Origin of the sequence: Marinobacterium maritimum (assembly GCF_039523155.1) — a bacterium.
Taxonomy (GTDB): domain Bacteria; phylum Pseudomonadota; class Gammaproteobacteria; order Pseudomonadales; family Balneatricaceae; genus Marinobacterium; species Marinobacterium maritimum.
Map to the genome: position 1 here is coordinate 39013 of NZ_BAAAET010000002.1, position 24925 is coordinate 63937.

Consider the following 24925-nt stretch of genomic DNA (forward strand, 5'->3'; position numbering starts at 1 on the left):
TATAACTTGAGCACATGTAGACCGGACAGTTATGGGGTGCCGTACAGAAAAAAACTGGTGGGCCGCGATTCGAGAGGAGGCATGACGCCGTTCGATCTTTGCCCGGATAGTACGTAAACTCCATTCACATGCAAATCACTTTCCTCGGCACCTCCTCCGGTGCCCCGACCCGTCAGCGCAATGTCAGTGCCACCGCCGTTCAACCGGAGCGGGGGAGGGCATGGGTGCTGGTCGACTGCGGGGAAGCGACCCAGCACCAGTTGCTGCGCACCCGGCTGTCGCCGCTGAAGCTTGATACCATCCTGATCACTCATGTGCATGGTGACCACTGCTATGGCTTGCCGGGGTTGTTGGCGTCCTGCCAGTTGAACGGCCGGACGGACCCGCTGACGCTGGTCGGGCCGGCAGCGGTGTGGGCCTATCTGCAGGCGGTGATCGAGCATACCGAGATGCGGATCGATTATCCGTTGCGGTTTGTCGAGGTATCCGAGGCGCTGGCGTTGGAGCAGGGCGGGTTTCGCATTACGGCGGCGCGATTGAGCCATCGCACTGAGTGCTGGGCCTATCGGCTGCAGGAAGCCCGGGTGACGGCGAAGCTGGATACGGCGCGCCTGCAGACCGAGGGAGTCATGCCGTCACCGCTGTACGGACTGTTGCAGCGCGGTGAAACCCTGGTGCTGGAGGACGGGCGTCAACTGGAGGGGGCGGATTACTGTATCCCTTCCTACCCGGCACGCTCGGTCGTGGTCGGGGGCGACAATGACCGGCCTGAGCTGTTGGCCGAGGCCTGTCGTGGTGCTCAACTGCTGGTGCATGAGGCAACCTACACCGAGGAGGTGTTGCAGCAGGTCGGGCCGGAGCCGCAACACAGCAGTGCCGAGCGGGTGGCACGCTTTGCTCAGCAGGCGGGCGTGCCTGCCTTGTTGTTGACCCATTTCAGTCCGCGCTATCTGCTGCACCCACGCAGGGAGCGTGACCTGTCGGTGGAAGAGCTGCGCATCGAGGCGCAGCGGCATTACACGGGGACGCTCTTCCTGGCCCGGGATTTCGAGACCTATACCATCCGCCGTGATGGTCAGGTGGAACGGGTAACGGACTGACGTCCCGGATGAGTTTTGCCGGCGACCTGTGACGACTCACGCACCTTTCTGAATTGCTTAAGTGCAACAAGGCATACCGGTCTCGGCTCTGTTATGGTTAAACCATCATGAAGGCCAGATCTGCGATCGGAGGTGCTGATGGAGTCTGCCAATACCAGCCGCGTGTTGCGGGGATCGATACTGCACTGTCTGGATGACCCGACCACAGCCGGAGAAGCGGCCATACATTATGTTGCCGACGGCCTGCTCTGGATCCAGGATGGCAGAATCAAACACGTGGGTGAGGCTTGCGACCTCAAGCAGCAGCTGCCGGCCGGTCAAGTGATTGAGGATCGGCGCGGCTGCCTGTTGATCCCCGGGCTGATCGATACTCACACCCATTACCCCCAGCTCAGCGTTGCGGCCAGTCCGGCCGGGACGCTGTTCGACTGGCTGGAGCAGCGCGCCTTTCCGGCGGAAGCGGCGCTGGAACAGCCGGGAATGGCTGAGGTGCTGGCCCACCGCTTCATTGCCGAGATGCTGCGCAACGGCACAACCACGGCGATGGTGTTTGCCGGGGTGCAGCCAGAGAGCGCCGATGCCCTGTTCCAGCACGCCCAGCACCTGGGGCTGCGTATGATCGCGGGGAAGGTGCTGCAGGACCGTTTGGTGCCCGACGCGTTGCGCGAGTCGCCGGAACAGGCACAGGAGGAGACCGATCGGCTGATTCAGCGCTGGCACGGGCGTGACCGTTTGGCTTATGCATTGACGCCTCGCTTTGCGCCAGCCTGCTCTGAAGCGCTGCTGGCGTTGTGTCGTGACTGGCTGCGGCAGTCCCCCAGCCTCTATCTGCAGACGCATCTGGCGGAAACCCGGGAGGAGTGCGAACGGGTGGCGCAGGAGTTTCCGCGCTATAAGGGTTATCTGGATCTCTACGACCAGTTCGGCTTCCTGCGCCCGGGATCGGTGTTTGCGCATGCGATTCACCTGAACAGTGATGAGCAGCAGCGGCTGGGCGAGAGCGGGGCTGCAGTGGCGCACTGCCCGTCGTCCAACCTGCTGTTGGGCTCGGGTCTGATGCCGCTAAAGGCGTTGCAGCAGGCGGGCGTGCCGCTGTCGGTGGGCACCGATGTGGGGGCCGGGCCAAGCTGCTCGGTGCTGAAGACGCTGGCCGATGCCCTGCGGGTGCAACAGTTGCGTGGCGAACCCCTTGGGGTGTTGCAGGCGTTCTATCTGGCGACGCTGGGCGGTGCGCGGGCATTGCGACTGGAGCAGGAGATCGGCAGCTTTCGTCAGGGCATAGAGGCGGATTTTCTGGTGCTGGATCTGGAGGCAACGCCGGAACTGGCCGAGCGCACCGCTCGAGCCGACAGTCTGGAAGAGATGATCAGCCTGTTGATTCTGCTGGGTGATGATCGCTTGATCGCAGAAACCAATATTCAGGGACGCAGGGTCACACCGGTCGGGCCGGTTGTATACGGCCAGGAGGCCTGACCCGGGCCGCCGGTTCATCCTGCGCAACCCTGTGTGCGCGTGCGAAAAGCAGGCGTACAATGGGCGCCTTTTTCAGACAGGGAGAGCCCCGGTGAACGCAACAACCTCCAGTCCCAAAGGACTGGCCCCCGAAATCGTGGTGATGCTGGCCGGCATCGTGGCCGCGCTGCATATCGGCAAACTGCCGCCGGCCATCCCGGTGTTGCAGGCGGAACTGGGTGTCAGCCTGGTGCAGGCGGGGTTCCTGCTGTCGCTGGTTCAGCTGGCGGGCATGATCGGTGGCGCGCTGATCGGTGTGCTGGCTGACAGTGCCGGGCTGAGGCGCAGTATCCTGACGGGGCTGGCTATCCTGACACTCAGCAGTGTGCTGGGCGGGTTTGCCGGCTCGGCGACGGAGTTGCTGCTGTTGCGTGGTCTGGAAGGCTTTGGTTTCCTGCTGGTGACACTGTCCGGACCAGGGCTGATTCGCCAGTTGGTGGTACCTGAAAAATTGAGCCTGCGACTGGGCTGGTGGGGCTGCTACATGGGCTTTGGTACCGGCACCGGTCTGCTGATCGGTCCCTGGCTGATGCAGCAGCTGGGCTGGCAGGGCTGGTGGTGGCTGATCGCTGCGGTCACTCTGCTGATGCTGGGTTGGGTAGTGGTCTCAGTGCCGGGGGACCGGGCTGATGAGAACCCGCGTAGCGGATCCCCCCTTTCGGGCTTGCGGGCACTGCTGGGGCGCCTCAAACTGACGCTGAGCAGCCCCGGGCCCTGGCTGGTGGCGCTGATTTTTGCCACCTACTCCGGGCAGTGGTTGTCGGTCATCGGCTTTCTGCCTTCCATCTATACTCAGGCCGGCCTGGAAGGCACTCTGGTCGGCGTGCTGACCTCAATTGCGGCGGCGGCCAATGTCGTCGGCAACGTGGCCTCCGGTCGCCTGCTGCATGCTGGCGTCGGGGCGCGTCAGTTGCTGTATATCGGCTTCGCCGTGATGACACTGACCACCTGGACAGCGTTTTCTTCCATCACGGCTGATTTGCCCTGGCTGCGCTACGCGGCCGTACTGGTGTTCTCGTCGGTCAGCGGTGTGATCCCCGGAGTGCTGTTCTCGCTGGCGGTGCGTCTGGCGCCGGACAGCTCGGTAGTGTCCACCTCGGTGGGCTGGATGCTGCAATTGTCAGCGTTGGGACAATTCGTGGCCCCGCCGGTGATCGGGGCGTTGGCGGCCTGGGCCGGTGGCTGGCAGCTGACCTGGCTGGCTACCGGTTGCCTGTCGCTGGTGGGCGTGTTGCTGGTGACACGGGTGGCGCGCCTGCTCTAAGGTTCGTCCGCGCGCCCCGCCCGCGTTGTCTCAGATCTGGAAGGCGGGTTCCAGTATCGGCATGGAGCGCTGGGGTACGGGAATATTCTCGGCCCCGGCCTGCGTCATCACCCAGTGGACACGCTCTTCCGGTGTCAGATGAGGGCGTCTGAGCCCCTCCACCGCTTTCAGTCGCGGCAGCAGCCCCTGGCCGTTGGCGATCTGGATCGCCAGACCCGGCCGGGCGTTCAGCTCCAGCAGCAGGGGGCCGCGGCTTTCATCCACCACCAGGTCCACCCCCATGTACCCCAGCCCGGTGGCCTCGTAGCAGCGGCTGGCCATGTTGAGCAGGTAGTGCCAGTTGTCGATCTGGATATCGGCCAGATTGAGGTCGTTGTCCGGGTGCCGGCCCAACGGGCGGTCGAACTGGACGGCGTTCAGTGCATGGCCGTTGGCCAGGTTCAGGCCCACGCCCACAGCGCCCTGGTGCAGGTTGGCCTTGCCATCGGAAGCGTGTGTCGCCAGGCGCAGCATTGCCATCACCGGATAGCCCTTGAATACGACGATGCGGATGTCGGGCACGCCTTCATGGGAGAAGCGGGCCAGGCGCGGGTCGCAGCGCACCAGCGCCTCGATCACCGCTACATCGGGTGAGCCGCCCAGTGAGTACAGGCCGGCCAGGATGTTGGACAGGTGGCGTTCGATCTCGTCCAGGCTGACCTTGCTGCCCGAGGGCTTGACGAAGTCGTCGCCCTCGCGGCCGGTGATCACCAGGATACCCTTGCCGCCGGAGCCCTTGGCCGGCTTGATCGCAAAGCCGTCCAGATCAGCGACCTGCTCACTGAAGTGACCAATCTCGTGCTGTTCGCGCACCACCTGCAGCAGCTTGGGGCTGGCCACTTCGTACTCATCCACGATCAGCTTGGTTTTCAGCTTGTTGTCCACCAGCGGGTAGGCGCTGCGGTCGTTGTAGCGGGCGATGTAATCGATGTTGCGCTTGTTCATGCTGAGCATGCCCAGCTGTTTCAGCTCGCGCGGGCGGATCCAGTCAAACATCAGTGGTACCTCTTCATCGGCGCAAAGCGGCGCAGCTCGGTGAGCTTGTAGCCGGTGTACTGGCCCAGCAGCAGGATGATGCCCAACACCACCAGATGCAGTTCCGGGAAGTTGAAACTGATGTGCTCGGCCAGCGGCGCACGCATCACCAGGTAGGCAAGCGTCGCTACCAGCAGGCTGCCGGCGCCCTGGATCATGACTTCGTGGGCGCCTTCCTCCTCCCAGAGAATGGACATGCGCTCAATGGTCCAGGCCAGGATCACCATCGGGAAAAAGGTGACAGTCATGCCGGTGCTGAAGCCCATCTGGTAACCGATGATGCTGATCCCGGCGGTAATGCCCAGCACCAGGATGATCAGGGCCGAGATGCGCGACACCAGCAGCAGGTTGAGGCTGGACAGGTAGCCGCGCATCAGCAGACCCAAGGTGACAACGCTAATGAAGGCTGCGAGGCCCGGCAGCAGCGAGGTCTGTACGAAAGCGACGGCGATCAGCACCGGCATGAAGGTACCGGAGGTCTTGATACCGACCAGAATCCGCATCAGGCAGACCACCAGCGCGCCGAACGGCAGCAGCAGAAGCATGCGGAACATGCCCTGCTGTTCCACCGGTAACTGGTAGAGGCTGAGTGAGCCGAAAGCGCGTTCGTTGGCCTCGGCGCGGACAATCTGCAGGGCCGGTACGGTCTGACGCAGCATGGAGAAACGTACCACGGAGTCGGTGCCGCCGGTTACGTCCAGCAGGGAGCCGTCGGCCTGTCGCCAGAGCAGCACGTCGGACGGCACGCCCTGAGCGCCGGTGCGCGGGTTGAAGGTCAGCCAGTGGTCGCCATCATGAATCTGCAGCCAGGGCTGCAGGCTCTGCTGGCGGCGGGCGTCTTCAAGTTGCAGGCCGTCGGCGATTCGGGCGGGAATGCCGGCAAAGTTGAGCAGCTGGTACAGGGTTGGGGCCAGTGCGCCGTCGCTGAGCAACAGGCGGGTATTCTGGTCCGGCGTGGCACTGTTGAGCAGCGCGATCAGTTCTCGGGTCAGGCTGGTGGCATCACTGGAGCGGGCCTCGGCCTGTTGCAGCAGAGCGCGTGCAGCCGTGGCGTCCGGTTCTTCCAGGAAGACTTCGGCCGGTTCCACAGGGCCGGGCTCAAGTACCGGCTCGCTGGCATAGTCGTCCGGGATCAGGCGGGTTTTGAAGTAGAGCGTCTGTGGACCGGCCGCATCACGGATGGTCCACTCGGCGCGGCGGTCGCCCTGGTGTTCGGTAATCGCAAAGCCGTAGCCGGGAGAAGCGGCCTGCTCGGTCAGGGTGTAGAACCCCGGCGGCTGATCGGGAATGTTCAGATTGACGCTGACCGGCTCGTCCCAGGCCTGAAAGTCGATGCGGGCTTCCACCAGCCAGACCGGCTGTTGCGCGCCTGGCAGCCAGGGCACACCCATCTGCATATGGCGCAGTACGGCCAGCAGCAGACCGGCCGCGATCAGCAGCAGGGTCGCCAGATAGAACGGGGTCTTGGAATGGCGGATCAAGGTGTATCTCCTGCTTCATCGGGCTGGGCGAGGGTGTCCGGCAAGGTGGTGACATATTCACGGCCCACATCGATCAGCATGACATCACGTAACACGTTGCGGCCGAGCAGTACCGGGTAGGTCAGGTGGCTGCGGTCACTCAGCGTGAATTCGGCCGTCTGGCGATGGTTGCCGACGACGAAGGGCAGCTCGACCACCGGGCGGCGCTCGGCGCCATCGGTGCTGGACTGGAGGATTCTGGCATTTCGGGAAAGCTCCCGTTCCAGGGTGATGTTTTCCTTGGTTTGCGGGTTCTGAATATCGAAGCGCACCCAGTTTTCACCGTCGCGCTCGAAACGCTGGATATTGGTGGCATGCAGCGATGACGTGGTGGCTCCGCTGTCGATACGGGCATCCAGAATCAGCCCGGGGACTGCGAGGTAGAACTTTTCCACTTCACCGACTACCAGTTTGCCCTGATAGTGTCCGGGAGCCTCTGGGCTGTTCGGGGCGGCGCTTGCCTGCAGTATCCGATCACGTACCGGGCGCAGCTTGTCCAGCTTCTCGTTCTGCTCCTTGAGTGCGTCGTGCAGTTCCTTGCGTTGAAAATGCTGGGCCCGGCTCAGTGAATCAAACTGTTGCTGGCTGATGACCGTCAGTGTTTCCAGGCGGCTCTGCTGTTGGTACAGCTGCTGGCTCAGCTGGTCCAGTTCCGCGCGTTCCAGGAACAGGTAGCGGTCATGACTGCAGGCTGCCGTCAGACTCGCCAGCAGCAGCAGAGCGAGTGGGCGAAACAGCTTGAGGGCGCGTTGTTGCATTGAAAAATCTCCATAGCGCAGAATCCCGGCATGGATGTGTCCACGGAAGGGACGTGATCGTGCGCGGCTTGATCTGCGCGGATAGTGCCGTGTGTCGGCTGAACAGATGATGAAACCTGATGGGTATTATAGCGGCTGTGGTTCTGACAGAGTGGGGAGGACGGCGACAGCCATTTCTTCGCGGTCATATTCGTCCAGCGTGCATGCCGGAACGGAGTATTACGGGGGGCAGGAAGGCGAGGGTAGAGAGGGTGCCATCCTTGGCCATCTCGTGCTGGAGAGGTGTGCCGGTGATACTGGCCGTCAGGGAAGCTCCCCTCAGGCTTTGAGACTACCAACCGGCAACCATTATTGTGTCTCTAATTTAATACATTAATTTTCGATTTGGAATAGCAGCTGCTCAGATTGAGGGCGTGAGCAAGCACCAACCCGGAGAGCGTGTCCCGGGCTGACGTGACGGAGTACATGGGGGATGAAAGGCGTATACAAAAACACCCCTTCAGAATACTGTTTGTTAACAGCACTCTGAAGGGGTGTCTGTCCGGCGACCCAGTTAGGGTGAATCTCTCCTTCGGTAACCCGGCAGCCGTTTCCTTAGGCCCTGAGCTTTGCGCCGATCCTTATATAAAGGACCGTTGCCTTTTCGAGAGAGACTCTTCGCTGGAAAGCGGTTCTGGCTGATCGCATCAGCACCAAACCTGAAATGCACATTAGCAGCAAATGGCAGGGTTTGCCAAAAAATAAGTTGCGTCAGATCAATAAATAATACTTGTTTGTCTCTTATGTAAGACGGTTTTTGTTCGTCAAGTGTCCCCATAGCCTGCCTGGCGATGATCGATATCTTGGCCCTTGTTACAGACTGCCCCTTGGCGGCAAGGTCTGCATCCGTGTCTCTGCCGAGCTCCCGTCAGGTACCGATCGATGGATTTTACATGCCTAATTTATTCAACGACTTGCGGATTGTTGTGAATACCTGTTTCAGAATGGAGCAGCTAAAAGATTGATTCTTTCATTTTTCGGCTGTTTTTGCGCGCATATTCAAAGCACCTTTCTCGATATCGACGGTAGACTTCTCCTCCAATACAGACTCTTCTGCTGAGTACACCTCTGCGGTCGGCATAACAAGAATAACGAAGTACTGAGGTGCGGAATGAACCGCAATATATCCCTTCCAGCCCGTCTGCATTCCTTGATGCATACAAGTCACGGGCAGTTGACAGTTCAGTTCTTTTTTCGGTCCCCGGAGATCCGGTGGTCCGATATTCACACTGCAAAAAGCCGTCCGTTTGAGGCCTTGCATTCCACAGCCTTATCTCAGGCAGGTCGCTGAGCCCTTGCAGGCATCAATGCCCGTTGCCAACCGGCCGTGGTCTGCAAGCGTGCACGACTTCGTTCGGAAAAGGTGCCCCCACCGGTAGCAATATCCATGCATCGAACACTCAATACCCAAAGGGGAAAATAGGTAAACTCATGAAAATAAAAAAACTTCCACTGGCTATCGCTGTACTGGGCGTGATGTCTGCTGTTCCGGCCGTGGCGGCCGATAGTGATGATGGTATGCAGGTCAACCTGGACTTCCGTACCTTCTACATGAATCGCGACTTTGATCAGGGTATCCCGGATACGATCGCGGCGGGTCAGGCGTTCCGCTTTGAACTTCTGTCTCCGTACTGGAATGACATGGTCGGTGTGGATGTCTCTGCCGTTCATGTGGCCAAGCTGGAAGGCGACAAGACTGAAAACTCCTCTGATGTGCTGACGCCGGAAGGTGATGGTTACACCACGCTGGAGCAGGCCTACCTGAAGCTGCGCCCGGTCGAGAATGTCGACCTGAAACTGGGTCGCATGATTCTGATGACGCCGCTGCTGAACGACCTGACGTCGCGCATCTCTGCACCGAGCACCCAGGGCTTCTACGGCGAAGCCAAATTGGGCAGTGGCAAGCTGTACGCGATCTACTCCGATAGGGCGTCGATGAACAACAGCGAGGACTTCGAGAAATACCGCGCGGCCAATGGTGAAACCTATGACATCAAGTCACTGGGTGCGACCTACACGTTTGATAACGGCCTGAGTACACACCTGCAGTACGCAGTGGCGGACGACTACCAAAAGCAGCTTTACCTGAACGCAAGCTACACCACCAAACTGGCGGATCATGACCTGCTGCTGGACCTGACCCATATGCGGGGTGAGGATGACGGCGACCTCTATGGCGCCGACTATGACAGTAATCTGACCGGGCTGACCGGCCGCCTGTCCAAGGGCAATTGGGCCTATACCCTGGCCTATCAGACCATCGGCGGCAACGATGGCTACGATCAGCAGTGGGGCGGTGACGACAATACCCAGTTCTTCACCTGGGGTGCCGTACAGCTGCTCGATTTCAATGCAGAAGACGAACAGTCCCTGCAGTTCCGTGTTGATTACGATGTGCCGTCCGTACCGGGCCTGCACCTGATGGCGCGTCACACCGAGTCCTGGGATATCGACTACGCCGGTGGTGATGACGGTCAGCGCCGTGAAACCAACTTCGATGCCAAGTACACGCTGCAGGATGGCGCCGCCAAGGGGCTGAGCCTGCGTCTGCGTGTGGCGCATGTCGATGGTGACGACGCCGTGGTGCCCCGCATCAACGACATCCGTCTGATCGCCGACTATCGCACCAACCTGCTGTAACCCTGCCCCACCCTGGCGCTGACCATTCATCAACAAGCTATCGGTCGGCGCCGGCCATCCTGCTGGTATGTGAACCCCGTTACTTGTAAGCGGCTTTGGAGGCTTCGGCCTCCGTTTTTTTGCGTTCTTCTCGCTGATGTCACGACAGGCTGATTCGCTATCATGGCGATAGCTGTATTGCTGAACCGGACCGGCTGGTTCTGGGGAATCAGGTCTGCGACAGGCATGTGCCGCTTGAGAAATGAGTGGTCATCATCATCAAGTGCCAGTTCTGCTTCGTTAAAGCAGGTTATCCCGGCCTGAAGAAAAACGACGGCAAGTTAGCGATGCTGTTTGCACTGGCCAACGTTGTACGTGTGGATCAGATGTTGAGAGCGCAGGGTTAACCTGTCTGGTGCCTGAAAAGCTCGTTTTGACCCATTTAAGGCGGGAAAATACGCTCGCCTGAGGGCTCTTTTCAGATAAGAATCGGGGGGCAACCCGGAATCGCGGACTTAATCACAGGTTTCCTGGTGGGGCTTGAGTCATTGCTCCCAGCAGACCCCCTCGAACTGACAGATGAGGATCTTAAGTGGCTTAATGCTCCCGCTGTTGGGGAAGAGATAGTCGATTAATCAGACCTCAAAGGACGTTTCTTTACGACTTGCCTGAAAGTTCAAACCAAATATCCACTTGCAACAAGGCCTGTCGCTACCAGCAGCAACAATCCGCCTGAGTCCAGGGGTTTACCGGTGATGACTGGCAGCGCTTCCTGAAAGCCCATCATCTGGCTTGCAATATGAGTAGACGTGGGAATTACCACGACAACGCGGTTGCAGAGAGCTTTTTCAAGCTACTTAAACGCGAACGGATCAAGCGCAGGATCTATCCGAACAGGTCAGAAGTCTGGAGCGATGTGTTCGGCTATATCGAGATGTTTTACAACGTCGAGTCGGCATCATGGTTCCAATCGTGGGCTTTCGCCGGGAGAGTTTGAAAAGCAGTACTCAGCTAAAAAGACAGATTGTCTAATAAACTCGGGGCGGTTCACCTTGTGGTAACGATAGATGAATTTTGATTTATCACGTTTTTGTAGCAGTGCAATGAATTATAAAATATATGTATGTCATCTATATAATATATATAATTGTTTTTTAAAAGGTGTGTTGATAATTTCTTGTTGTGGTTTTTTGAAAGATATAATTCTGTGTAGTGGTTATCGAACGACAAGGTTTATAAAATTAAAATAATTATGGAGCCATAATAGATGTCAATGTATAAAATAAAAAAAATCCAGGCACTAACCTCTATCCTTGCAATTGGCGTGGCAAGTCATGCTTCTGCTGTAAGTTTTAACGTAGGAGACTATGAAGCAAGTGTATATGGTTATGTGCGCTTGAACATGGCTTATGATTTTGATGAAAGTATTGGCGGCGGTGCACAAAATGGCTTGTTCCCTAAACTAAACGATTCAGGCTCCACGGGCGAGTTTAATGCTACGGCAAACCAGTCGCGTATTGGTGTCAGTATTAAGAAAGAAAATGGTCCTAAAGTCGTCGTTGAAGGTGACTTCTACACAGGAACTATGCGGCTTCGTCATGCTTATGGCGAATATAAAGGTCTCCTGGCAGGGCAGTACTGGTCTAACTACAATAGCTTTGTTGCATCTACACCAACACTTGACTTCAATGGTTTGGTTGGTGTTCCAGGGCTGCAGCACCGTGAGCCCCAGCTACGTTATACAAATGGAAAATTCTCAGTATCTATTGAGGATCCTCGTAGTGGTTTCAATAGTGCGAATGGTGCTGCCTTGAAGCAGAGCTCTCCGGCATTTACGGCTCGCTATGAGTCTCGCGCCAATGGTGGGGGTGTTTCCTTTGGTGCGCTTGCCAAGCAGAACACCCATGATAATGGTGTGAGTGATGACTCGACTTTCGCATATGCTGTATTTGGTGCGGGAAAGGTCGCTATAGCTGAAAATGTTAGTATTCAAGGTAGTATCAACTACTCTGATGGTGCCAACAAATACTTGTACCAGTCTTATGCAGATGATGCCTATCTGGATGCCTCTGGCAGCCTGCAAAATATCACCGGTTATGCAGGTCAGCTGGGTGCTACCTTTAAGCTGGATGGTGGTGACAGAATTAATTTAGGTGTTGGTATGGCTAAGGTTGACTGGGATGATGCTGTTGCTGACGGGATTGCTGTCAACAGCAAATCTGAATTGAACCGTAACATCATTATTAACTACCAGTGGACACCAGTAAAGGATGTTATGTTTGGTGTTGAAGTTAGCAACTGGTATAAAGAAAAGGTAGACGGAACAGATACTAGTGCCAATCGCTTGATGTTTGCCGCGCAATATAACTTCTAATTTATTGTCTATATATCTAGTGTGAATTCGTAAAAACCTGATTTTTATCGGGTTAGTTCTGGCAGCCTCTTCCCCGGGTTGCCAGATTTTTTATATACGATAAAGGTTATAACGATATTATTATGGAGTCTATGGTGTCGTTGGCGTACTATCATACTGAATCGGGCTTAAATATCTCTAAGCCCACCTTGTTGGAACCCCTCATGGGGTAACAGATGTTGCATACGAGGTTTCGAAATTCCGTAAAAAGGAGTTGGCTGCAGACATGGTATCAATCAAACGGGTATTTTCGGCTGGTGAAGCGCCTCGGATTGAGCCTCGGAAGGTCGAAGAGAGCCGTATTAAGTCTGGAAAATTGGCCGTATCTGCCAGTAAAACTGGGAAACTGGTACGTGAGTCGCTACTAGAACGGATGTTTCGGTACGAAGCTGTTCGTCTGATCCTCATTCGGGCGGCAGCAGGGTTCGGTAAAACCACCTTGATGCAGCAGTATCACCAATGCTGTATGGACGCGGGTCTACAGACACTGTGGATTCACTTGGATCGAGCGGATAACGACTTCGGGCGCTTCCTCATGAATCTTGATGCAGGCTTATGTGTTTTTGAGGGCCGTGATGCCCGCCGGGTAGAGGCAGATAAGGGTGATGAATTGCAGCAGGCGCAACACCTGCTCGAGCGTTTGGCCCGGATCAGTAGTCCCTTTGTCATCATGCTTGACGAGTTCGAGGTTATTCAAACCCCGGCCCTGGTTAATTTTACCCGCCAGATGATAGAGAACATGCCGGCAGGCAGTGTTTTGGTGATTGCCTCGCGCTCCACGCCGGATATTGGTCTGGGGCGGCTCCGGGCCCGTGGTCAATTGCTGGATATTAATCCGAGAGCTCTTCGGTTCTCCTTTGACGAGACCGCTCGCTTCCTTCAGGACAACTGTCAGTTGGCCCTGCACGATAAAGAAATAGCCACCTTATATCGCTGCACTGAAGGCTGGATTACCGCCATTTACCTGGCCAGTCTGTCGTTACAGGACCGGCAGGACAAAGCGGCCTTTGTGGCTTCGTTCTCCGGCTCAAACCTGGAGTTGGCTGAGTATCTGACCGAGGATATTCTGCTGCGGCAGCCCGAGGCCTGTCGCCAATTCCTGCTCGACAGTAGTGTGTTGTCGCAGCTGAATGTGTCGCTATGCGCAGCGGTGACTGGTTTTAGTGAAAGCGACAGCGCTGATATGCTTCAGGGGCTGGAGCGCAATAACTTGTTCCTGGTCCCGCTGGATAGCGGCCATGAGTGGTTTCGTTATCACAATCTATTCGCCAGCTATCTTAAGGGCTCCCTCGAGCGGCGCTTTCCCGGACGAACGCAAGAATTACATCATCGAGCCGCCGTTTGGTACCTGAGGCAGAACCGTTCAGTGCCGGCCATTAACCATCTGCTTGAAGGGGGAGCGCCGGGTGAGGCGGCAGAGCAGATTGACCTTATTATCACCGAACTCACCGATGCGGGGCGCTCACACCTTCTGTTGCGCTGGGTGGATCGTCTACCCACAGATGTGCTTGAGTGCTACCCCCGCCTGTGTTTGGCATATGCTTGGAGTTTGGCGCTTCATCGACGCTATCAGCAAGCCCTGGGATGGGTAGGCCGTATTGAAAAATGGCGGAGGGAGGATGGAGAGCTGTTTGTGCGTGAAGCCCAGACCATTCGCTGCCTGGTCCTGGTGCTGACCGATCGTATCGAGGAAGGGTACCAGCTCTGCAGCCAGCATATCGAGCGGATGCCTGAAGAGGAAATGTTTCAGTATGGCAGTGTTGCAAATGCCTTGGCTATCAGCATGGTCGCCACCGGCCGTTATGACAAGGCTAAGCGTTTGCTGTCCCGAATACTGCTGCGCAACACTCAGCGTAATTCAAATGTAATGCGCACGATTGCTTTCGGGATTGAGGCTGTTATTGATTTGCTGCAGGGGCGGCTCGGCACGGCGATCGCTCGACTTGAGGTCACCATGGAGCGTAATTGTGAGCAAAGTGCCGGCGGTTTTTTTGGCGGTAAGCCGTCCTTGGATATCATTTCGTCCCTTATGCTCTATGAACTTGACGAGCTAAAGGAGGTGAAACGACGGCTTTCCGACGCTATTCCCTATGCCAAGGAAAGCAGCCCGCCGGACTCGCTGATTTCCTGCCATATTCTGTTGGCACGCATTGCTTACCTGGACGGTGACCGTAATGGGTACGAGCGTCATCTCGCCGACCTGGAGCAGATTGGGCTCCAGGCGGGCTCATCTCGAATAGTATGCTCGGCATGGCTGGAGCGTACCCGTACCGCTATTTTGGAGAATCGACTGGACAGTGCTCAAGTAATGTTGGGCTCTGTGGAAGCGACAGGAGATTGGGAAGAGCCTGATATCCTGTTTTACGCTAACGATGTGGATGTGCCTAGTATTGCCCGAGCGCGACTGAGCATCGCGAAGGGGGAGTATACAACAACGATTGATGCCCTGAATCTGGCGATCAAAGCTAACCGGCAGAAGAATCTCTTTCGACGGCTGCTGAAGTTGCGTTTGTTGCTGGCCTTGGCCTTGGATGGCTTGGGCGATGAGTCACAGGCTTTCGAAGAGATTACCGAAGCACTGCGTTTGGCGAGCCACGAGGGCTTTGTTCGCAGTTTCCTCGACGAGGGAGATGCTTTAGGTGCATTGCTGCAGCGTTGGGCCAGGGTTGGCCGGCAAGCCTGCGCGGGCTTGGGGATAGAAGCCCACTTTCTTGATCGCCTGCTACAGCGTTTTGCCGATAGATCTGACCAGACAGCCGTCACTGAGAAAGACCAGACTGACCAGCAGGAAGTGCTGACGGGTCGGGAGCGTCAAGTCATCCGGTTTTTGGCTGAGGGGCTCAGCAACAAGGCCATCGCAGAAAAAATGTTTCTTTCCGTTTTTACGGTAAAAAGTCACCTGCGAAACATCAATTCCAAACTGGGCGCGCGCGGGCGTACCGAAGCGATCGCGATTGCCAGGGCTCAGGGCTTGCTGAAATGATATCTGCCCGCAGGTGCCAGTGGCGATACGGACTTGCCTGCAAGCGCTGAACGTTTCAGGCATATCGAACCGGGCCTACAGTGGCCCGGCTGACCGCGTCCGGCCTAATCTGCCACGAAGCACCTCTTCTCCTCACAATTCCCTTTTCCTGTATTGTTAAAAAGACGGTTTCCAATAGGGTTAAGGCCTTTTGCCGTGTTTCTTCTCTCAAGCTCAATGTGTGTACTCCTCGCAGCTGTTTGGTCGCGCTCTGCACGCCTTGGTCTGCCTATCCAATTCTCGATTCTCGTAACTGCGTCTGCCAAGTGGTTAGCTCCTGAACGTGACGTCATCCGGTGCGCTAGCTAACCAGAATTTCCGCGAGGGGAGCTAGGCATGATGTCGGGATTGGACAGGAAAGAACCAAGGGGGCGCAGTTCATAGGAACTAGTCGCCCCTTGTTTGCAGCTTCATCCCTTCGACTCATGTGCTTCCGAATCCCCGTGGATATGCTGCCCTTATAAAAATAACAATTCACCGGGTGGGGTATGTATTTAACTCAAGGGCTGCATAAGGTAGTGCCGAAGCAGCAGGAGCATAACGCGAATGTTTTCGAGGACGTCCTCGGATATTGCGTGAGCATAGCGATCGTTTCCACAAGCTCCGCGACCACCTCTGTCTATGGCATTCGTGCCCACAGCCCCCTCACATCGCGAAATACAAATACCCGCAATCAATGGAATTTGTTACCGAGCGGCCGTTTTCGGCGGCTGGGAAAATCCTCAAGTGCAAGTTGCGTGATCCCTACTTGAAAGAGCAGTCCCGGGCGGGCAGCTGACAGCGTGGGTGGCCGTCCGATTTCTCAGGAGAAGAACGATGAGCAATAAAGTGGTAGTAGCCGGGGTTGGCATGATCCCATTCACCAAGCCTGGCACTAGCGATGAATATCACATCATGGGGGCGAATGCTGCCAAGGCGGCCCTGGCTGATGCGGGCATTGACTATGCCTTTGTGCAGCAGGCGTATGTCGGCTATGTCTATGGTGATTCCACGAGTGGTCAGGCGGCGGTTTATGGCGTCGGCTTGACCGGTATCCCCGTAATCAACGTTAACAATAACTGTGCTACCGGATCTACTGCGTTGTTTCTTGCACGTCAGGCCGTGGAAAGTGGCGCCATCGACTGTGCCATTGCTCTGGGCTTTGAACAAATGACACCGGGGGCATTGAAGGGGACCTACACCGACAGGGCTAGCCCTATGGCTCGCTTCGCCAAAACCATGAGCGAGCTGCAAGGCTACGATGAACAGGTCCCTCGCGCAGCACAATTTTTCGGTGGAGCCGGACGCGCCTACATGCAGGAGCATGGTATCAGCCGGGAGACCTTCGCACGTATATCGGTCAAGGCTCGTCAGCATGCTGCACGTAACCCCTTGGCTGTCTTTCGCCAGACGGTGACGCTGGAAGAGGTTATGGCTGCGCCGGTGATTTTCGATCCTCTTACTCGGCTGCAGTGCTGTCCACCGACCTGTGGTGCGGCCGCTGCGATCATTTGTTCCGAATCTTTTGCCAAGAGGCACGGCTTGAATACGGACGTTCTGATTGCCGGTCAGGCCATGACGACCGACCGTAATAGCACCTTCGATGAATGTGATATGCGCAAGGTAGTGGGATACGACATGACCCGCAACGCGGCCGATCTGGTGTATGAGCAGGCGGCTATAGGTCCCGAGGATATTCAGGTTGTCGAGCTACATGACTGCTTCACTGCCAACGAGTTGATTACCTACGAGGGGTTGAAGCTGACGCCTGAAGGAACGGCGGAAAAGTTCATCCTGGATGGAGACAACACCTATGGCGGCCGCATCGTGACCAACCCGTCGGGTGGCCTTTTGTCCAAGGGCCATCCGCTGGGGGCAACAGGTCTTGCTCAGTGTTTCGAGCTGACTCGTCAGTTAAGGGGTACAGCGGATGCCACTCAAGTGGAAGACGCTCGCTTTGCCTTACAGCATAACCTGGGGCTGGGCGGTGCCTGTGTAGTCACCCTGTACCAGCGCCAGTAATAGCAGAGGAACTTCACTTATGATCGACAAAAGTCATATCGGCGCAGTTGTTTCCAGCCACACAGAGCTGGTTGAAGCCGGGCGCCTGCGTTTCTTCGCCAAAGCTACGGGTCAGAAGGAGGCATGTTACAGCGATGTGAGTGCGGCGCGTGATGCAGGTTATCCCGATTTGCCAATACCACCGACCTTCCTGTTCTGTCTGGACATGGAGGCGGGCAGCTCAGCGATAGTGCTGAAACGTTTGAACATCGACATCGGCCGTATCCTGCATGGCGAACAAAGTTTTACCTATCACCGTATGGCCTATGCCGGTGAACGCCTGAACTTTGAAACAAAAATTGTTGATATCTATGACAAAAAGGGTGGGGCCTTGGAGTTTGTAGTGCGTGAGACATGTGTGACCAATGCGGATGGCGAACTTGTTGCCGAGCTGCGTAACAGCCTTGTCGTACGTAACTGAGGAGATGACAGTGAATCTTTCAAATATTGAAGTCGGCTACGAACTGCCCGCTTTTACCACTGCACCGATCAGACGCTTGGACCTGGCCTTGTACTGCGGTGCCTCCGGTGATCACAACCCCATTCATGTGGACAGCGATTTTGCCCAAGCCGCTGGGATGCCGGATGTATTCGCACACGGCATGCTCTCCATGGCGTATCTCGGCCGTCTGCTGACCAACTGGGTGCCACAGGAGAGCTTGCGCAGGTTTTCGGTGCGTTTCGTCGCGATTACGCATATCGGGGATGAAATTACCTGCTCCGCCAAAGTGGTCGAAAAGGACGACATCAATGGCACCATACGTTTGGAAGTCGCCACACGAAACCAGGCGGGTGAAACGAAATTGTCCGGTGAAGCTGTCGTAGCCCTGGGCGCCTGAAATATAGAAGGGAATGAGCATGAGCAAAAAACTCGAAGGTCAGGTTGCGATCGTCTCTGGTTCGGGGCGCGGTATAGGCCGTGAGATCGCCTTGAAGTTGCACCGGGACGGCGCTGCGGTTGTGATCAACGACCTTGATGCCGCGCCGGCAGAAGAGGTGGTTGCGGAGATTGTTGCTGAAGGGGGCCGTGCTGTCGCATGTGTCGGCAGCGTGACGGACGAGGACTTCGGCGACCGCTTTGTTAAGGCAGCCCTGGAAACGTACGGGCGGTTGGATATTATTGTGAACAATGCAGGCTATACCTGGGATAACGTAATCCAGAAGATGACTGACAAACAGTGGGAAGACATCTTTGATGTGCATGTGACGGCGCCTTTCCGTATTCTCCGTGCAGCCGCCAATTACTTCCGTGAAGTGGCAAAACAAGAGGCGGAATCGGGGCATGAAGTGTTCCGCAAAGTGGTGAATATTTCATCTGTTTCCGGTGTCATGGGGAACCCGGGGCAGGCTAACTACTCGGCGGCGAAGTCAGCCATCAACGGTCTGACCAAGGCCTTGGCAAAGGAGTGGGGACGTTACAAGGTTTGCGTCAACAGTGTTGCTTTCGGCCTGATCGAAACCCGGTTGACCTCGGCGGCGGCGGGTGCTGGTGCGACGATTGATGTCGGAGGCCGCGAAATTAAAGTCGGCATCAGCGAACAGATGGCTAAAAATGCGGCCACGTTGATTCCGATGGGGCGTGCCGGTACACCGGAAGAGGCCGCTGGTGGTGTTTACCTGTTCTGTATTCCAGAGTCGAACTATGTTTCCGGACAGGTCCTGATTGTGGGCGGAGGTCGCCCCTGACAAACCGGGTCCACAGTCGGATGATCAGGCTGGGCAGTGTGGTCATCCCGTGCAGCCCTTGGGTACCGGCTCAGGTTCGGTACTCAAGGTCTCTCGCAACGCTTGTTGTGGCGGTTACAGCCAGCCATTTTAATGCCAGAGGTCTTCCATGACCGTAAATGTCCAAATCTGGCTTACTGACAACCTGGTGATCTTCCAAGACTCGACACGCCGCTTTGTTGCCAGCGAACTTGCACCACACGAAGCGCGTTGGTGGCAACAACAGCGTATTGACCGTGATGCTTGGGCGCAGGGATAACGCGTATGTGGTCAACGACTCCAAGACCATGTATTACCATTGGCTACCACGCTGACTTGGTGCTCGTTGTTACCAAGCCTCCCGGAACATTGTCAATGAGCTTCTTCAGATGAAAGGTGGTTACGGTTACATGATGGAGATGGAGTATCCGATAGCTCGCATGTATATAAATGCAAGGACTAGCAAGATCTACGGTAGCTCCAACGAAATTATGAAAGAGATTATTGCTCGGGCTTTATGGCTGGGTTATAAGATTGATCGTTAAGTTAAAAATCATTAATGCTTACTAATGATTTTTGATTTTGATGTATATTTGTTTTTCTGTTGATTCTAGTCGTTCTCGTAGTTTTCCTGCATGAACATGCAAGCGCATTTTTATATAAACGCTCACTTCCTGATTTTCACACGAAATGATCATTCGGGCAACGCAGCGTAGGTGGCATCCAGTTGGTCATTATGAAATTAGTTGTTCAGTGGTTCCTTGGGGTCGAAGAGTAACTTGCCGTCCCAAGCTCCAGTGGATACCAGGGAAGCGATATGTTGCATGATGATCTCTGCCAGTTTCATTGTTGCGACAGACGGAGGGATGTCGATAGGCGTAACTAGGGCGAGTGTGCGCGTGATCTTGGGGTCAGTAATCGGAATGGCGACGACCTCTTGCCGGAGTTCCATTTCATGCACGGCCGGGGCGGGCAAAATGCAATAACCAAGCCCACGCCGGACCATGTCAGTCAGCATGGGCCAGGCGCTAACTTCCATGACCAGGTTGAGAGGCTTGCCTCTCTGATTTGCTTGTATTTCCAGCGAATCCCTGAGGCCATGCTTTTCTTCCGGCATCATTAGCGGAAGATCCAGCACCTCTTCAAGGGCGATTTCAGAAAGCTTTGATTCCTTGGTGTTTATTGGAGAAACCAGATAGAGCCTTTCTTCGAGAAGAGGAAGATAGCGAAGGTTTTTATGTGCGCTGCTCATGTAGGTAATGGCTAAATTAAGATTGTGTTGCATTGCCATTCGATGCAGGGTGCTACTCATTGCCGATTTGATTGCCAGGCTTACCTGGGGAAAACTCTTACGGTAATCCTCGATAATTCTACCGGTAAAGGCATGTGTCATCGTGGGGATCAGTCCCAATATGACTTTGCCGGTGACTTCCCCCGCTACTGCGGTGACATCGGCTTGGGTGCGCTCAAGACTTTGCAGCAGGGTTCGGGCACGTTCATATAACAACTCCCCGGCTGCGGTAAGTACGACACCTCGACCGTGACGAACGAATACATCGGTATGGAGCGCCTCCTCAAGCATGCGGATCTGCCGGCTCAAGGCGGGCTGAGCGATAAACAGCTTCTCTGAGGCACGGCTGAAGCTTCCGGTATCAGCAACGGTAAGGAAGGTATTCAACTGACGAAGGTCGATGTTCAGCTGGAAGGGCATAGTGGCAATCTTTTATAAAAATTATCTATAGGACTATCTATTAAATACTTGAATTATGGAAGGGGCAAGGCGTAATTAAAATCTGAAAGTATTCACAAAAAGTATAGATCCTATAAAAACTATATAATTGTTGATGCTTTTCCTTATTGGTAGCTTTGTTTGTGTCAACGACATTCGTTGTTCTCGCCGGTGATTTAGCGGGATCAGGCGTCTGTCCAGGTGCGATCAATAAGGAATTTAAACATGCAGAACCGCACAGTTTATAACAGTGACCACGAACTATTCCGCGAAAATATCCGCCGTTTCCTTCGCTCCGAGCTGGAGCCCAATATCGAGCAGTGGGAAGACGAGGGGGTAGTCCCTCGCAGCTTTTGGGAAAAAGCCGCCGAGCATGGTTTCCTGTGCTGTGGTGTGCCGGAGGAATACGGTGGTCCGGGCGCTGATTTCCTCTACAACATGGTGGTGTCTGAAGAAACCGGATATGCCATCGGTGGTGCCAGTGTCGGCTTTTCAGTCCACGCGGACATCGTCGCCTACTACCTTATGCATGCCGCGAGCGAAGCACAGAAACGCTACTGGCTGCCGAAGATGGTGACCGCTGAGAAGATTGCAGCCATAGGAATGACCGAGCCGGGTGTCGGCAGTGACCTGAAGAATATTCGTACTACTGCCGTGCGCGATGGCGACGAGTACGTGATTAATGGTCAGAAGACTTTCATCACCAACGGCCAGAATTGCGATTTCGTGTTGCTGGCCTGCAAGACTGATCCTGATGCCGGTGGTCGCGGGATCAGTCTAATCATCGTCGAAACCGACCGTCCAGGATTCTCCCGCGGCCGCAACCTGGACAAGATCGGTCAGAAGGGGGCCGATACCTCGGAAATGTTCTTCCAGGATGTGCGCGTTCCTGTCAGCAACCTGGTTGGAGAAGAGGGCGACGGTTTCAAGATCATGATGCGTGAACTGCCACGTGAGCGTATCACCATCGCCTGTCGCGCCCAGGCCGAGGCCCAGCGTGCATTCGACGAAGCCTGTGTGTACGTCAAGGAGCGCAAGGCTTTCGGTCAGCACATTGCGGACTTCCAGAACACTCAATTCACCCTCGCCGAGATGAAGACCAATCTCGAGGTGGGCTGGGCCTACCTTGATCAGTGTCTGCGGAAATGCAATGACGGCATCCTGACACCGGAAGAAGGTGCCATGGCCAAGCTGTGGACCACCGAGAACGAAGGGGTAGTGGTCGACAAGTGTCTGCAGTTGTTCGGCGGTTACGGCTATATGCGCGAGTACCCGATTTCCCGCATGTTCGTTGATGCCCGCGTTCGTCGTATCTACGGCGGTACGACCGAAATCATGAAGCTGGTCATCGGGCGTTCGCTCTAATCGGTCCTGATCGATATTCGCTGAGTTTACTGATTAATAAAGGAAGGACATCTGATGTTTGGTATTACAGCTTATGGTGCCTACATTCCGAAATCCCGCTTGCTGAAGACCGCGATCGCCGAGGCCAACGACTGGTTTGATTCCAGCCTGCGTGGCCTCGCCAGGGGTGAGCGCAGCGTCTGCAACTGGGACGAAGACACTATTACCATGGCCGTCGAGGCTGCTCAGGATTGTCTGTCGGGGATGGACGGGGGCGCGATAGAGGCTCTGTATCTGGCTTCAACTACGCTGCCGTTTCTGGATCGCCAGAACTCGGTGGTGGTCAGTCAGGCGCTGAACCTGGGGGATCGCCTTCGGACGATGGATGTCGCGGCTTCCCAGCGCGCAGGTACCAGCGCTCTGATCTCACTGCTTGAGTCGGGCCAATCGGGCAATGCGCTGCTGGTAGCGTCTGAACATCGCCGCAGCAAATGCGGCTCTCGCGCGGAGATGCTGTGGGGGGACGGTGCCGCTGCACTCGCGGTCGGCGGTGACAACGTGATCGCCGAGTATATCGGCGGCGAAACGTATGTCACGGACTTTGTTGACCACTATCGCGGCGAAGACTCTACCCTGGATTACGAGTGGGAAGAGCGCTGGATCCGCGATGAGGGATACATGAAGGCTGTGCCCAAAGTGGTCAATCGTCTGCTGGGCAAGGCTGGTGTCGAGCCAAGTGCCATAGCGCACTTCGTGCTGGCGTCGGACCAGGCGCGTACCCCGGGGGCGGTGGCCAAGAAGATCGGTATTCGTTCCGATGCGGTAGTGGATAACCTGATCGACAGGATCGGTGTGGCCGGTGTGGCGCACCCGATCCTGTTGCTGACATCAGTACTGGAAAAGGCGGCGCCAGGTGACTTGATTCTGCTGGCGGGCTTTGGTCAGGGAACTGATGCTTTGCTGTTCCGCGCCACTGATCGGCTGGCGAGCGCAAAGCCGCACAATGGTTTCAGTGGTGCCCTGGCGCGACGTCGGGAAGATGCTAACTACAACCGTTTTCTGAGCTTCAACAAATTGGTTGAGCGAGAGATCGGCAAGCGTGGCGAAGTAGATAAGCAGAGCTACCTGGCGGCCATGTATCGCCGCAAGGACCTGTTGACTGGTTTCGTTGGCGGTAAATGTCGCGAGTGCGACACGGTGCAGCTGCCAAAAGAGAACTACTGTGTTAACCCCGAGTGCGGTGCTTTGCACAGCCAGGATGATTTCGTGATGGCCGGTATGCGGGGATGCGTGAAAACGTGGACCGCCGACCGGCTGACTTTCGATTGGAACCCGCCTGCCTACTTCGGCATGGTCGAGTTTGAGCAGGGCGGCCGCCTGATGATGGACTTCACCGAAGTCGAACCCGGCAGCATCGAGAGTGGTGTGGCGGTATCACTGCATTTCCGTATCCGTCAGTTTGATAACCAGCGTGGCTTCCGGAAGTACTTCTGGAAAGCCTCTCCGGCCCAGCACTAACTCAGCAGCTTACGTGAGGTAAATACAATGGCGAGTGGAATCAAAGACAAGGTCGTTATCCTGGGGATGGGCTGCAGTAAGTTCGGTGAGCGCTGGGATGCCAGTCCGTCCGACCTAATGGTAGAGGCTTTCGAGGAAGGCATCGCAGACGCCGGAATCGATAAGCAGCAGATTCAGATGGCTTGGTTCGGTGCCGGTGTTGATGCTTTCAATGTTGGTTCAAGCGCAATGCCTTTGGCGATGGCTCTGCGGCTTCCCTATATCCCGGTGACCAAGGTAGAAAACATGTGCGCGACCGGCACGGAGGCCTTTCGTGGTGCGGTGTACGCGGTTGCATCCGGTGCCTGCGACATCGCCTTGGCACTGGGTGTAGAAAAGCTTAAAGATGTCGGTTACGGCGGCTTGCCGCAGCGTACCCGCGGTGTCGATAACGATCTGTTTTGGCCTAATCTGTCAGCGCCGGGCGCCTTTGCCCAGCTGGCCAGTGGTTACCGCGCCAAGCATGGTGTCTCCAAGGAAGACCTGAAGCGCGCCATGGCTCGCGTATCGGTGAAGAGTCACATCAATGGCGCCAAGAATCCCAAGGCGCATCTGCAGCGTGAAATCACCGAAGAGCAGGCGCTCAGTGCGCCCTATATCGCCGAACCCATCGGCCTGTTCGATTGTTGTGGCGTCAGTGATGGTGCTGCCTGTGCCATCGTAACAACGCCGGAGATCGCCCGCAGCCTCGGCAAGACCGACCTGATCTCGGTCAAGGCGTTGCAGTTGGCGGTGTCCAGCGGTGAGGAAGCAGGTTTCAGCTCGTGGGATGGCTCGCACATCAGAACCACCCGCGTCGCGGCTCAGCGGGCCTATGACGAGGCTGGCATCTGCAAGCCTCGGGAAGAAATCAGCATGACCGAGGTGCATGACTGCTTCTCGATTACCGAGCTGGTGACGATGGAGGATCTGCAGCTGTCCGACGAGGGGCAGGCGGTACGGGACGTCCTCAACGGTGACTTTGATGCCGATGGCCGCATTCCGTGTCAGATCGACGGTGGCCTCAAGTGTTTCGGCCATCCCATTGGCGCTTCCGGCATGCGCATGATCTATGAGAACTACCTGCAGTTCCAGGGGCGTGCGGGCGCACGTCAGCTGAATGACCCCCGTTTGGCCGTGAATCACAATCTGGGCGGTTTCCCACACCAGAACATCTGCAGTATCTCGATTATTGGACGGTACGAAAAAGGGTAAGGATCGCGTGATGGCCCTAAAGGCCATCACGCGGGT

At 56.1% G+C, this 24925-nt stretch carries 19 protein-coding genes, 3 pseudogenes and 1 riboswitch; of the genes and pseudogenes, 17 read left to right on the top strand and 5 right to left on the bottom strand.

Going from position 1 to position 24925, the window contains the following annotated elements; translation table 11 throughout:
- Nucleotides 1-128: 128 nt before the first annotated feature.
- The 3 genes from ABD013_RS06590 to ABD013_RS06600 all read left to right on the top strand — a co-directional run bounded on the left by ABD013_RS06590 (nucleotide 129) and on the right by ABD013_RS06600 (nucleotide 3876).
- Nucleotides 129-1100, top strand: a complete 972-nt coding sequence (locus tag ABD013_RS06590; RefSeq protein ID WP_343804097.1) for a ribonuclease Z — start codon at nucleotides 129-131, stop codon at nucleotides 1098-1100.
- 138 nt (nucleotides 1101-1238) lie between these two features.
- Nucleotides 1239-2573: a guanine deaminase gene (gene guaD, locus ABD013_RS06595; protein ID WP_343804100.1), complete on the top strand. Its 1335-nt coding sequence runs from the start codon at nucleotides 1239-1241 to the stop codon at nucleotides 2571-2573.
- A gap of 91 nt (nucleotides 2574-2664) precedes the next feature.
- On the top strand, nucleotides 2665-3876 hold the full coding sequence (locus ABD013_RS06600; protein WP_343804103.1) for an MFS transporter: 1212 nt from the start codon (nucleotides 2665-2667) through the stop codon (nucleotides 3874-3876).
- A 30-nt stretch (nucleotides 3877-3906) separates the two neighbouring features.
- Here ABD013_RS06600 and ABD013_RS06605 read toward each other — a convergent pair whose 3' ends face one another.
- The 4 genes from ABD013_RS06605 to ABD013_RS06620 all read right to left on the bottom strand — a co-directional run bounded on the left by ABD013_RS06605 (nucleotide 3907) and on the right by ABD013_RS06620 (nucleotide 8528).
- Complete coding sequence (locus ABD013_RS06605; protein WP_343804106.1) at nucleotides 3907-4911, bottom strand: alpha-L-glutamate ligase-like protein; 1005 nt, start codon at nucleotides 4909-4911, stop codon at nucleotides 3907-3909.
- Nucleotides 4911-6431, bottom strand: a complete 1521-nt coding sequence (locus ABD013_RS06610; protein WP_343804109.1) for an inactive transglutaminase family protein — start codon at nucleotides 6429-6431, stop codon at nucleotides 4911-4913. Before ABD013_RS06610 ends, ABD013_RS06605 begins: the two co-directional genes overlap by 1 nt.
- A complete protein-coding gene (locus tag ABD013_RS06615) occupies nucleotides 6428-7228 on the bottom strand; it encodes an ATP-dependent zinc protease family protein (protein ID WP_343804112.1) in 801 nt (266 codons plus the stop codon). Before ABD013_RS06615 ends, ABD013_RS06610 begins: the two co-directional genes overlap by 4 nt.
- Nucleotides 7229-7798: 570 nt before the next feature.
- A riboswitch (cyclic di-GMP riboswitch) is annotated at nucleotides 7799-7878 on the bottom strand.
- Between the two features lie 359 nt (nucleotides 7879-8237).
- Nucleotides 8238-8528 (bottom strand): hypothetical protein, encoded by a 291-nt coding sequence (locus ABD013_RS06620; protein ID WP_343804115.1) that lies wholly within the window; start codon nucleotides 8526-8528, stop codon nucleotides 8238-8240.
- 170 nt (nucleotides 8529-8698) lie between these two features.
- Here ABD013_RS06620 and ABD013_RS06625 point away from each other — a divergent pair, with 170 nt between their 5' ends.
- The 11 genes and pseudogenes from ABD013_RS06625 to ABD013_RS06670 form a co-directional block, all read left to right on the top strand.
- Nucleotides 8699-9907, top strand: coding sequence for an OprD family outer membrane porin (locus tag ABD013_RS06625; protein WP_343804118.1), 1209 nt, complete (start codon nucleotides 8699-8701; stop codon nucleotides 9905-9907).
- Nucleotides 9908-10161: 254 nt separating this feature from the next.
- Nucleotides 10162-10293, top strand: a pseudogene (locus ABD013_RS06630) (IS5/IS1182 family transposase); the annotation flags it as partial.
- A 338-nt stretch (nucleotides 10294-10631) separates the two neighbouring features.
- Nucleotides 10632-10947, top strand: a pseudogene (locus ABD013_RS06635) (IS3 family transposase); the annotation flags it as partial.
- A 206-nt stretch (nucleotides 10948-11153) separates the two neighbouring features.
- Entirely contained in the window at nucleotides 11154-12260 is a 1107-nt protein-coding gene (locus ABD013_RS06640) for a DcaP family trimeric outer membrane transporter (RefSeq protein ID WP_343804120.1), read from the top strand.
- Nucleotides 12261-12525: 265 nt separating this feature from the next.
- Nucleotides 12526-15282: a winged helix-turn-helix domain-containing protein gene (locus tag ABD013_RS06645; protein WP_343804122.1), complete on the top strand. Its 2757-nt coding sequence runs from the start codon at nucleotides 12526-12528 to the stop codon at nucleotides 15280-15282.
- An 855-nt stretch (nucleotides 15283-16137) separates the two neighbouring features.
- On the top strand, nucleotides 16138-17322 hold the full coding sequence (locus ABD013_RS06650; RefSeq protein ID WP_343804124.1) for a lipid-transfer protein: 1185 nt from the start codon (nucleotides 16138-16140) through the stop codon (nucleotides 17320-17322).
- 19 nt (nucleotides 17323-17341) lie between these two features.
- Nucleotides 17342-17782 carry a MaoC family dehydratase N-terminal domain-containing protein gene (locus ABD013_RS06655; RefSeq protein WP_343804126.1) on the top strand — a complete coding sequence of 147 codons (441 nt, stop codon included), beginning with the start codon at nucleotides 17342-17344 and terminating at the stop codon, nucleotides 17780-17782.
- A gap of 10 nt (nucleotides 17783-17792) precedes the next feature.
- Complete coding sequence (locus tag ABD013_RS06660; protein ID WP_425543393.1) at nucleotides 17793-18200, top strand: MaoC family dehydratase; 408 nt, start codon at nucleotides 17793-17795, stop codon at nucleotides 18198-18200.
- Between the two features lie 19 nt (nucleotides 18201-18219).
- Nucleotides 18220-19047 carry an SDR family NAD(P)-dependent oxidoreductase gene (locus ABD013_RS06665; protein WP_343804130.1) on the top strand — a complete coding sequence of 276 codons (828 nt, stop codon included), beginning with the start codon at nucleotides 18220-18222 and terminating at the stop codon, nucleotides 19045-19047.
- A 148-nt stretch (nucleotides 19048-19195) separates the two neighbouring features.
- Nucleotides 19196-19345, top strand: coding sequence for an acyl-CoA dehydrogenase family protein (locus tag ABD013_RS18485; protein ID WP_425543394.1), 150 nt, complete (start codon nucleotides 19196-19198; stop codon nucleotides 19343-19345).
- A gap of 82 nt (nucleotides 19346-19427) precedes the next feature.
- A pseudogene (locus tag ABD013_RS06670) lies at nucleotides 19428-19610 on the top strand (acyl-CoA dehydrogenase family protein); the annotation flags it as partial.
- A 197-nt stretch (nucleotides 19611-19807) separates the two neighbouring features.
- Here the strand turns inward: ABD013_RS06670 and ABD013_RS06675 are convergent.
- Complete coding sequence (locus ABD013_RS06675) at nucleotides 19808-20776, bottom strand: LysR family transcriptional regulator (protein WP_343804132.1); 969 nt, start codon at nucleotides 20774-20776, stop codon at nucleotides 19808-19810.
- A gap of 243 nt (nucleotides 20777-21019) precedes the next feature.
- Between ABD013_RS06675 and ABD013_RS06680 the strand changes: the two genes are divergently transcribed.
- The 3 genes from ABD013_RS06680 to ABD013_RS06690 are packed head-to-tail and all read left to right on the top strand — an operon-like array spanning nucleotide 21020 to nucleotide 24889.
- Nucleotides 21020-22159: an acyl-CoA dehydrogenase family protein gene (locus ABD013_RS06680; RefSeq protein WP_343804134.1), complete on the top strand. Its 1140-nt coding sequence runs from the start codon at nucleotides 21020-21022 to the stop codon at nucleotides 22157-22159.
- A 54-nt stretch (nucleotides 22160-22213) separates the two neighbouring features.
- Nucleotides 22214-23656, top strand: coding sequence for a hydroxymethylglutaryl-CoA synthase family protein (locus tag ABD013_RS06685; protein ID WP_343804137.1), 1443 nt, complete (start codon nucleotides 22214-22216; stop codon nucleotides 23654-23656).
- Between the two features lie 27 nt (nucleotides 23657-23683).
- Nucleotides 23684-24889: an acetyl-CoA acetyltransferase gene (locus ABD013_RS06690; RefSeq protein WP_343804140.1), complete on the top strand. Its 1206-nt coding sequence runs from the start codon at nucleotides 23684-23686 to the stop codon at nucleotides 24887-24889.
- The last annotated feature ends 36 nt before the right edge of the window (nucleotides 24890-24925 follow it).

Excerpts from the sequence above, each read along its gene's own strand:
- ABD013_RS06645 (WP_343804122.1), top strand. The coding sequence starts at position 12,526 with ATGGTATCAATCAAACGGGTATTTTCGGCTGGTGAAGCGCCTCGGATT.
- ABD013_RS06590 (WP_343804097.1), top strand. The coding sequence starts at position 129 with ATGCAAATCACTTTCCTCGGCACCTCCTCCGGTGCCCCGACCCGTCAG.
- ABD013_RS06650 (WP_343804124.1), top strand. The coding sequence starts at position 16,138 with ATGAGCAATAAAGTGGTAGTAGCCGGGGTTGGCATGATCCCATTCACC.
- ABD013_RS06665 (WP_343804130.1), top strand. The coding sequence starts at position 18,220 with ATGAGCAAAAAACTCGAAGGTCAGGTTGCGATCGTCTCTGGTTCGGGG.
- ABD013_RS06680 (WP_343804134.1), top strand. The coding sequence starts at position 21,020 with ATGCAGAACCGCACAGTTTATAACAGTGACCACGAACTATTCCGCGAA.
- ABD013_RS06685 (WP_343804137.1), top strand. The coding sequence starts at position 22,214 with ATGTTTGGTATTACAGCTTATGGTGCCTACATTCCGAAATCCCGCTTG.
- guaD (WP_343804100.1), top strand. The coding sequence starts at position 1,239 with ATGGAGTCTGCCAATACCAGCCGCGTGTTGCGGGGATCGATACTGCAC.
- ABD013_RS18485 (WP_425543394.1), top strand. The coding sequence starts at position 19,196 with ATGACCGTAAATGTCCAAATCTGGCTTACTGACAACCTGGTGATCTTC.
- ABD013_RS06620 (WP_343804115.1), bottom strand. The coding sequence starts at position 8,528 with ATGCAAGGCCTCAAACGGACGGCTTTTTGCAGTGTGAATATCGGACCA.
- ABD013_RS06625 (WP_343804118.1), top strand. The coding sequence starts at position 8,699 with ATGAAAATAAAAAAACTTCCACTGGCTATCGCTGTACTGGGCGTGATG.
- ABD013_RS06690 (WP_343804140.1), top strand. The coding sequence starts at position 23,684 with ATGGCGAGTGGAATCAAAGACAAGGTCGTTATCCTGGGGATGGGCTGC.
- ABD013_RS06655 (WP_343804126.1), top strand. The coding sequence starts at position 17,342 with ATGATCGACAAAAGTCATATCGGCGCAGTTGTTTCCAGCCACACAGAG.
- ABD013_RS06605 (WP_343804106.1), bottom strand. The coding sequence starts at position 4,911 with ATGTTTGACTGGATCCGCCCGCGCGAGCTGAAACAGCTGGGCATGCTC.
- ABD013_RS06675 (WP_343804132.1), bottom strand. The coding sequence starts at position 20,776 with ATGCCCTTCCAGCTGAACATCGACCTTCGTCAGTTGAATACCTTCCTT.
- ABD013_RS06615 (WP_343804112.1), bottom strand. The coding sequence starts at position 7,228 with ATGCAACAACGCGCCCTCAAGCTGTTTCGCCCACTCGCTCTGCTGCTG.
- ABD013_RS06640 (WP_343804120.1), top strand. The coding sequence starts at position 11,154 with ATGTCAATGTATAAAATAAAAAAAATCCAGGCACTAACCTCTATCCTT.